The organism is Pseudomonas sp. GZD-222 (genome assembly GCF_049310525.1).
Lineage (GTDB): Bacteria > Pseudomonadota > Gammaproteobacteria > Pseudomonadales > Pseudomonadaceae > Aquipseudomonas.
On the sequence record NZ_JBMOWO010000101.1, the window covers coordinates 1 to 8,070 of the forward strand.

Annotated in this window: 6 protein-coding genes; 5 read left to right on the forward strand and 1 reads right to left on the reverse strand. The window is 62.3% G+C overall.

The window, feature by feature from the left end; genetic code table 11:
- Positions 1-1,784 (reverse strand): sigma-54-dependent Fis family transcriptional regulator (locus ACO6VD_RS18980; protein ID WP_422421264.1); only part of this gene is annotated, 1,784 nt, incomplete at its 3' end.
- A 268-nt stretch (positions 1,785-2,052) separates the two neighbouring features.
- Between ACO6VD_RS18980 and ACO6VD_RS18985 the strand changes: the two genes are divergently transcribed.
- The 5 genes from ACO6VD_RS18985 (at position 2,053) to ACO6VD_RS19005 (ending at position 7,977) form a co-directional block, all read left to right on the forward strand.
- Positions 2,053-3,573, forward strand: a complete 1,521-nt coding sequence (locus ACO6VD_RS18985) for an aldehyde dehydrogenase family protein (RefSeq protein WP_400174206.1) — start codon at positions 2,053-2,055, stop codon at positions 3,571-3,573.
- A 110-nt stretch (positions 3,574-3,683) separates the two neighbouring features.
- Positions 3,684-5,132 carry an ethanolamine permease gene (gene eat, locus ACO6VD_RS18990; RefSeq protein ID WP_422421266.1) on the forward strand — a complete coding sequence of 483 codons (1,449 nt, stop codon included), beginning with the start codon at positions 3,684-3,686 and terminating at the stop codon, positions 5,130-5,132.
- Positions 5,133-5,183: 51 nt separating this feature from the next.
- Positions 5,184-6,578, forward strand: coding sequence for an ethanolamine ammonia-lyase subunit EutB (locus ACO6VD_RS18995; RefSeq protein WP_422421268.1), 1,395 nt, complete (start codon positions 5,184-5,186; stop codon positions 6,576-6,578).
- A gap of 11 nt (positions 6,579-6,589) precedes the next feature.
- Positions 6,590-7,414 carry an ethanolamine ammonia-lyase subunit EutC gene (eutC, locus tag ACO6VD_RS19000; protein ID WP_422421270.1) on the forward strand — a complete coding sequence of 275 codons (825 nt, stop codon included), beginning with the start codon at positions 6,590-6,592 and terminating at the stop codon, positions 7,412-7,414.
- Between the two features lie 104 nt (positions 7,415-7,518).
- Entirely contained in the window at positions 7,519-7,977 is a 459-nt protein-coding gene (locus tag ACO6VD_RS19005; protein WP_422421272.1) for a GNAT family N-acetyltransferase, read from the forward strand.
- Positions 7,978-8,070: the final 93 nt, after the last annotated feature.

The following is an 8,070-nucleotide window of genomic DNA, read 5'->3' on the forward strand; positions in this document are numbered from 1 at the left end:
TCCCCCCCTCCTCCTCCCCCTCCCCCCCCCCCCCCCCCCCTCCCCCCCCCCCCCCCCCCCCCCCCCACCGGCAGGTCGGCAAGGCGGATACAGCCGTCATCACACAGCGCAACCAGTGTGCGCAACACATTACGCAACTGCCGCACGTTCCCTGGCCAGGCAAAGTCGAGCAAGGCCTGACGCGCCGAGGGCTCAAACGTGACTGACTGCCCACCCGCCTCTTCGGCCAGAATGAAATCCAGCAACTGCGACTTGTCACTGCGCTCGCGCAACGCCGGCAATTCGATCTCCAGGCCATTGAGCCGGTAATAGAGGTCTTCGCGGAAACTGCCATCCTCAACCCGCTCCAGCAAGTTGCGGTGGGTGGCACTGATGATGCGCACGTTAACGGCCTGCGGCTCGCCGCCGATCGGCACCACCATGCGGTCCTCCAACACCCGCAGCAGACGGGTTTGCAGGGCCAGCGGCATGTCGCCGATTTCATCCAGTAACAACGTGCCGCCGTCGGCTTGCTGCAGCTTGCCGCGCATGCCCTCTTTGCGCGCGCCAGTGAAACTGCCACCGCGATAGCCGAACAGCTCGCTCTCGATCAGACTTTCCGGAATCGAGGCGCAGTTCAGGGCAACAAACGCCCGCTCCCGGCGCTGGCTGGCCTGGTGCACGGCCTTGGCGAAGGCCTCCTTGCCGCTACCGGTTTCACCGTTGATCAACAGCGGAACGTCGCGCTCGAACACGCGCACGGCGCGACGAAAATCATTCTGCAGCAACGGATCCAGCAAACAGATCGACCCGGCCTTTTCTGCTTTGGTGGCGGGAACCGGTATCGGCAAAGAAGGTTGAACCGGCGCACGAGCCTGGCCGCGCAGGCTGGCAAACAACAGGCGACCATCGCGGGTGCGCAGCGGCCAGCTGGTGCTGGCCTGCGCCGTGGCACGGCTGAACAGCTCGTCCAGGGCACAATCGAAGAACATCTCTACCGGCTTGCCCAGCGCCCCGCCACGAATGGTGCCAAGCAGGTTCAACGCGCTCTGATTGACCGCGCAGATCCGCCCGTCGCCATCAAAGGCCAGCAAGCCTTCACTGAACAGACCGAGCGATTCGGCCTGCAGATGAAAGCGCAGCAGCCACTGGTTGTCGAAATAGCGCAGGAAATAACAGCTCTCGATCATCTTCGACGAGAGATTCACCAAGGCCATGGTATGGAACTGGCTCTGGCGCGACACATCCGGGCGCGCCGACGAGACATCGAGCACCGCCAGCAGCTCACCGTGCGGATCGAACACCGGGCTGGCCGAACAGGTCAGGCCAGTGTGGCGGCCACGGAAATGTTCGTCCTGGTGAATGGTCAGCGCCTGCCGCTCGACCAGGCACGTACCGATGCCGTTGGTGCCCTCGCGGGCCTCGCTCCAGTCGGCGCCCAGCCACAACCCGGCACGTTCGAAGACCCGCCGTTCGGTGGGTGCGGTCACGCAATTGAGGATCACCCCACGGGCGTCGGTCAGCAACACCGCATGCCCTGCGCCGGACAACTGCTGGTGCAGGCTGTTCATCTCATTGCCGGCAATCTGCAGCACCTGTTGCAGGCGCTCACGACTCTCGAGCACGCGGCCGTGCTCAAGCACGGTCGGTGCCATGCTCTGGGCCGGGTCCAGGTGGTAATCCTCAACGCAGCGCAGCCATGAACGGGCAATCGACGGATCGCTGCCCGGCCCCTGCATTTGTGCCTTGCCCTGAGTCACCGTGAGCACTTGCCGGGCGTGCCGGCTGAGGTGATTGTTCTGCACTTTTTATTGTTCTCCGCAGACGAGGTGGCCCCAGCATCCTCCACCCACCGGCGCATTGCAATGCTGGCTTGACCGCTGAGTCACAGCCTGTGCCATTAACGGTACAAAGTGTCACCCTGGCTGTACCGACGCTGCCACACACGCCACTTGCGCCCCTTGGCAGAACCTCGCAACCCCTTGATTTTGCTAGCCCCGACAACACTGGCCCGAGCCTTGCTCTATGCTGTTTATAACCTCCCCAACAAACACAATAGCCAGGAGACACACCATGCGTTACGCACATCCCGGTACCGAAGGCGCCAAAGTTTCCTTCAAGAGCCGTTATGGGAACTACATCGGTGGCGAGTTCGTAGCTCCGGTCAAAGGGCAGTATTTCGAAAACACCTCGCCAGTGAACGGCCAACTGATTGCCGAATTCCCGCGTTCCACCGCCGAAGACATCGAGAAGGCCCTGGACGCTGCCCATGCCGCTGCTGATGCCTGGGGTTCGACCTCGGCACAAGCGCGCTCGCTAGTCCTGCTGAAAATCGCCGACCGCATCGAACAGAACCTCGAGCTACTGGCCATCACTGAAACCTGGGACAACGGCAAAGCCGTTCGCGAAACCCTGAACGCCGACATCCCGCTCGCCGCTGACCACTTCCGCTACTTCGCTGGCTGCATACGCGCCCAGGAAGGCGGCGCGGCAGAAATCGACGGCAACACCGTGGCCTACCACCTGCACGAACCACTGGGCGTGGTCGGCCAGATCATTCCATGGAACTTCCCGATCCTGATGGCCGCGTGGAAACTGGCGCCCGCCCTGGCTGCCGGCAACTGCGTGGTACTCAAGCCGGCTGAACAGACCCCGCTGGGCATCACCGTGCTGATGGAACTGATCGGCGACCTGCTGCCACCGGGCGTACTCAACGTGGTGCAAGGCTATGGCCGCGAAGCCGGCGAAGCCCTGGCCACCAGCAAGCGCATCGCCAAGATCGCCTTCACCGGCTCCACCCCGGTGGGCTCGCACATCATGAAATGTGCCGCCGAGAACATCATCCCGTCGACCGTGGAACTGGGCGGCAAATCGCCGAACATCTTCTTCGAAGACATCATGCAGGCCGAACCGGCCTTCATCGAGAAAGCCGCCGAGGGCCTGGTACTGGCCTTCTTCAACCAGGGCGAAGTGTGCACCTGCCCGTCGCGGGCGCTGGTGCAAGAGTCGATCTACCCGGCGTTCATGCAGGAGGTGATGAAGAAGATCAAACAGATCAAGCGTGGCGACCCACTGGACACCGACACCATGGTCGGCGCCCAGGCCTCCGAGCAACAGTTCGACAAGATCCTCTCGTACCTGGAAATCGCCGAGAAGGAAGGTGCCGAGCTGCTCACCGGCGGCAAGGTAGAAAAGCTCGAAGGCAGCCTGTCGACCGGTTACTACATCCAGCCGACCCTGCTCAAGGGCACCAACCAGATGCGCGTATTCCAGGAAGAGATCTTTGGCCCGGTGGTCAGCGTCACCACCTTCAAGGACGAAGCCGAAGCGCTGGCCATCGCCAACGACACCGAGTTCGGCCTTGGCGCTGGCGTCTGGACCCGTGACATCAACCGCGCCTACCGCATGGGCCGCGGCATCAAGGCAGGTCGCGTGTGGACCAACTGCTACCACCTGTACCCGGCTCACGCCGCGTTCGGTGGCTACAAAAAGTCCGGCGTCGGCCGTGAAACCCACAAAATGATGCTCGACCACTACCAGCAGACCAAAAACCTGCTGGTCAGCTACGACATCAATCCACTGGGCTTCTTCTAACCCACCCACAGCGCGGCCCCACCCCGGGGTCGCGCTGGCTCGCTTCCTGCAAGACCATCACCAGAGACATCGGCATCCGCCGGTCACGATAAAAAAAACAGGTGAACCCTATGCCAAGCGATCACACCGGCAGCGCGCCGGCAGGCTCTTCTGTCGACTTTGAAAAGGTCGGCACCGACTACTTCCAACAACGTGAACTGAAAAAAGGCGCGGCAGGCTGGGTACTGCTGGTCGGTTTAGGCGTTGCCTATGTGATTTCCGGCGACTATGCCGGCTGGAACTTCGGCCTGGCCCAGGGCGGTTGGGGCGGCATGTTCCTCGCCACCTTGCTGATGGCAACCATGTACCTGTGCATGTGTTTCTCCCTCGCCGAATTGTCCTCGATGATCCCTACCGCCGGTGGCGGCTATGGCTTTGCCCGCAGCGCGTTCGGGCCCTGGGGCGGGTTTCTCACCGGAACGGCAATCCTCATTGAATACGCCATCGCCCCCGCAGCGATTGCGGTGTTCATCGGCGCCTATTGCCAGTCGTTGTTCGGTATTGGTGGCTGGATGATCTACCTGGCCTTCTACATCATCTTTATCGGCATCCACATCTTCGGCGTCGGTGAAGCACTGAAGCTGATGTTCATCATCACCGCCGTGGCTGCCATTGCCCTCGGCGTGTTCCTGGTGGCCATGGTGCCGCACTTTGATGTCAACAACTTGTTCGACATCGCCCAGACCGACGCCGTCGGCGCCAGCAGCTTCCTGCCATTCGGCTATGTCGGCGTGTGGGCGGCGATCCCCTATGCGATCTGGTTCTTCCTTGCGGTCGAAGGCGTGCCGCTGGCCGCTGAAGAAACCAAGAACCCCAAGCGCGACCTGCCGCGCGGCCTGATCGGTGCCATGTTGGTGCTGCTGGCCTTCGCCCTGCTGATCCTCGTGGTCGGCCCTGGCGGCGCCGGTGCCGAAGCCCTGAAAAGCTCGGGCAACCCGCTGGTCGAAGCACTGTCCAAAGCCTACGGCGGCTCGACCTGGATGGGCAGTTTCGTCAATCTGGTGGGTCTGGCCGGCCTGATCGCCAGCTTCTTCTCGATCATCTACGCCTACTCGCGGCAGATCTTCGCCTTGTCGCGTGCCGGCTACCTGCCGCGCAAACTCTCGGAAACCAACAAGAGCAAGGCACCGGTGCTGGCCCTGGTGATCCCCGGGATCATCGGTTTCGGCCTGTCGCTGACCGGCCAGGGTGACCTGCTGATCCTGGTTGCGGTGTTCGGCGCTACGCTGTCTTATGTACTGATGATGGCTGCGCACATCACCCTGCGGATCAAACGCCCGAAAATGGAGCGCCCATACCGTACCCCGGGCGGGATCCTCACCTCCGGCGTGGCCCTGATACTGGCCTGCATTGCCGTAGTCGCCGGTTTTCTGGTTGATCCACGGGTGGTGATTGGCGCTGCCATCATCTATGGCGTACTGATTGCCTACTTTGCGTTCTACAGCCGGCACCACCTGGTAGCCGGGACACCGGAAGAGGAATTCGCCGCGATCCAGAAGGCTGAAGAGGCCCTGCACTGATCAACGCTATCTGCGCCGCAGGCCCGGCCTGCGGCGTTCTGGAGATTCTGTATGGCAAGTTTTGTACACACGGCAGGTCAGCAGACCTACCGTTTTGAAAGCCTTAAAGAAGTGATGGCCAAGGCCAGCCCGGCACGCTCGGGCGATTTTCTCGCCGGGGTTGCAGCCAGCAACGATGGCGAACGGGTTGCCGCACAAATGGCCCTGGCCGATATTCCGCTCAAACACTTCCTCAGCGAAGCGCTGATTCCCTACGAAGACGACGAAGTCACCCGCCTGATCATCGATACCCACGATACCAACGCCTTCGCCCCGGTCAGCCATCTGACCGTGGGTGGCTTGCGCGACTGGTTGCTCAGCGACCAGGCCGATGAAACCAGCCTACGTGCCCTGGCCCCTGGGCTGACACCGGAAATGGCCGCTGCCGTGTCGAAGATCATGCGCGTGCAGGACCTGGTGCTGGTGGCGCAAAAAATCCGTGTAGTCACCCGTTTTCGCGGCACCATGGGCCTGCGCGGACGCCTGTCGACGCGCCTGCAGCCCAACCACCCGACCGATGAGCCAGCCGGGATCGCCGCGAGCATCCTCGACGGTCTGCTCTACGGTAACGGCGACGCCATGATCGGCATCAACCCGGCCACCGACAGCATCGCCTCGATCTGCACCCTGCTGGAAATGCTCGATGCCATCATCCAGCGCTACGACATTCCCACCCAGGCTTGCGTACTGACCCACGTGACCACCTCGATCGAGGCGATCAACCGCGGCGTGCCGCTAGACCTGGTGTTCCAGTCGATCGCCGGCACCGAAGCGGCCAACGCCAGTTTCGGCATCAACCTCAATGTCCTCAAAGAAGGCTACGACGCCGGCCTGAGCCTCAATCGCGGCACCCTCGGGCAGAACCTGATGTATTTCGAGACCGGCCAGGGCAGCGCCCTGTCGGCCAACGCCCACCATGGCGTCGACCAACAGACCTGCGAAACCCGCGCCTACGCCGTGGCCCGCCACTTCAAGCCGTTCCTGGTCAACACCGTGGTCGGCTTCATCGGCCCGGAGTACCTGTACAACGGCAAGCAGATCATCCGTGCCGGCCTTGAGGACCACTTCTGCGGCAAGCTGCTCGGCGTGCCCATGGGCTGTGACATCTGCTACACCAACCACGCAGAAGCCGACCAGGACGACATGGACACGCTTCTGACCCTGCTGGGCGTTGCCGGGATCAACTTCATCATGGGCATCCCCGGCTCCGACGACATCATGCTCAACTACCAGACCACCTCGTTCCACGATGCGCTCTACGCCCGCCAGACCCTGGGCCTGAAACCGGCGCCGGAGTTCGAAGCCTGGCTGGCGCGCACCGGCATCTTCACCCAGGCCGACGGCCGGGTGCGTTTTGGTGACAACCTGCCGCCGGCCTTCCGCCAGGCCCTGGCCCAACTGGGATAAGCGAGGTGACCATGGACAACACCCCACAGCATGACAACAGCGCCAATCCCTGGCTGGAACTGCGCCGCCTGACACCGGCACGCATCGCCCTGGGCCGCACCGGCACCAGCCTGCCGACCGGCGCCCAGCTCGATTTTCAGTTTGCCCATGCCCAGGCCCGCGACGCCGTGCACCTGGCCTTTGATCATCAGGGGCTGCGCAGCCAGTTGAGCGAGCGCCAGCGCGACAGCCTGCTGCTGCACAGCGCCGCTGCCGACCGCGACAGTTACCTGCAACGCCCCGATCTGGGGCGGCGCCTGCACCCGGATTCCGCACAACAGCTGCGCGAACACGCCCAGACCAACCCTGGCGGCGTCGATCTGGCCATCGTGGTCGCCGACGGCCTCTCTGCCCTGGCGGTGCACCGCCATACCCTGCCGTTTCTGACACGTTTTGAAGAGCAGTCTGCGGCGGATGGCTGGTCAACCTCGCCAGTGGTCCTGGTGGAACAGGGCCGCGTGGCGGTGGCCGACGAAGTGGGCGAATTGCTCGGGGCGAAAATGACCGTGATCCTGATCGGTGAACGCCCCGGCCTGAGCTCCCCTGACAGCCTCGGCCTGTATTTCACCTACAACCCGAAAGTGGGCCTGACCGACGCCTACCGCAACTGCATTTCCAACGTACGCCTGGAAGGCCTCAGCTACGGCATGGCCGCCCATCGCCTGTTGTACCTGATGCGCGAGGCGTGCAGACGGCAGTTGTCCGGGGTCAACCTCAAGGATGAAGCGCAGGTGCATACGCTGGAGTCGGAAAACGCTACGCCGAACAAAGGAAACTTCCTGCTCAGCAAACCCTGAGGCGCATCCGTTTAGTAGATTGCGCTTTCTAATTATGTTCAGGCACGATCTGCCCAGGCGGCGGGCGATTTGCCGCACACTACCATGGACCCTGAGGCCTGCTTATGCGGATCATAAAAGCAACCCTGGAACATCTGGACCTCCTTGCCCCCCTGTTCGTCAAATACCGCGAGTTTTATGGCCAGCTGCCATACCCGGATTCCTCCCGCTCGTTCCTGGAAAAACGCCTGGAACGGAGTGAGTCGATCATTTACCTGGCCCTGGCCGACGATGACGACAAAAAGTTGATGGGCTTCTGTCAGCTCTACCCGAGCTTCTCGTCGTTGTCGCTCAAGCGTGTATGGATCCTCAACGACATCTATGTCGCCGAAGACTCCCGGCGCATGCTGGTCGCCGACCACCTGATGCGCGAAGCCAAGAAAATGGCCAAGGAAACCAACGCCGTGCGCCTGCGGGTCTCCACCAGCAGCAACAATGAAGTGGCGATGAAGACCTACGAATCCATCGGTTTTCATGAAGACACCGAGTTCAAGAGCTACATCCTGCCGATCAACTCCGACTAATCCGGTGGGAGCGGGGGGGGGGGGGGGGGGGGGGGGGGGGGGGAAGAAGAACAAAAACAAGGAACACAATCACACCCACACAACAACGACAAA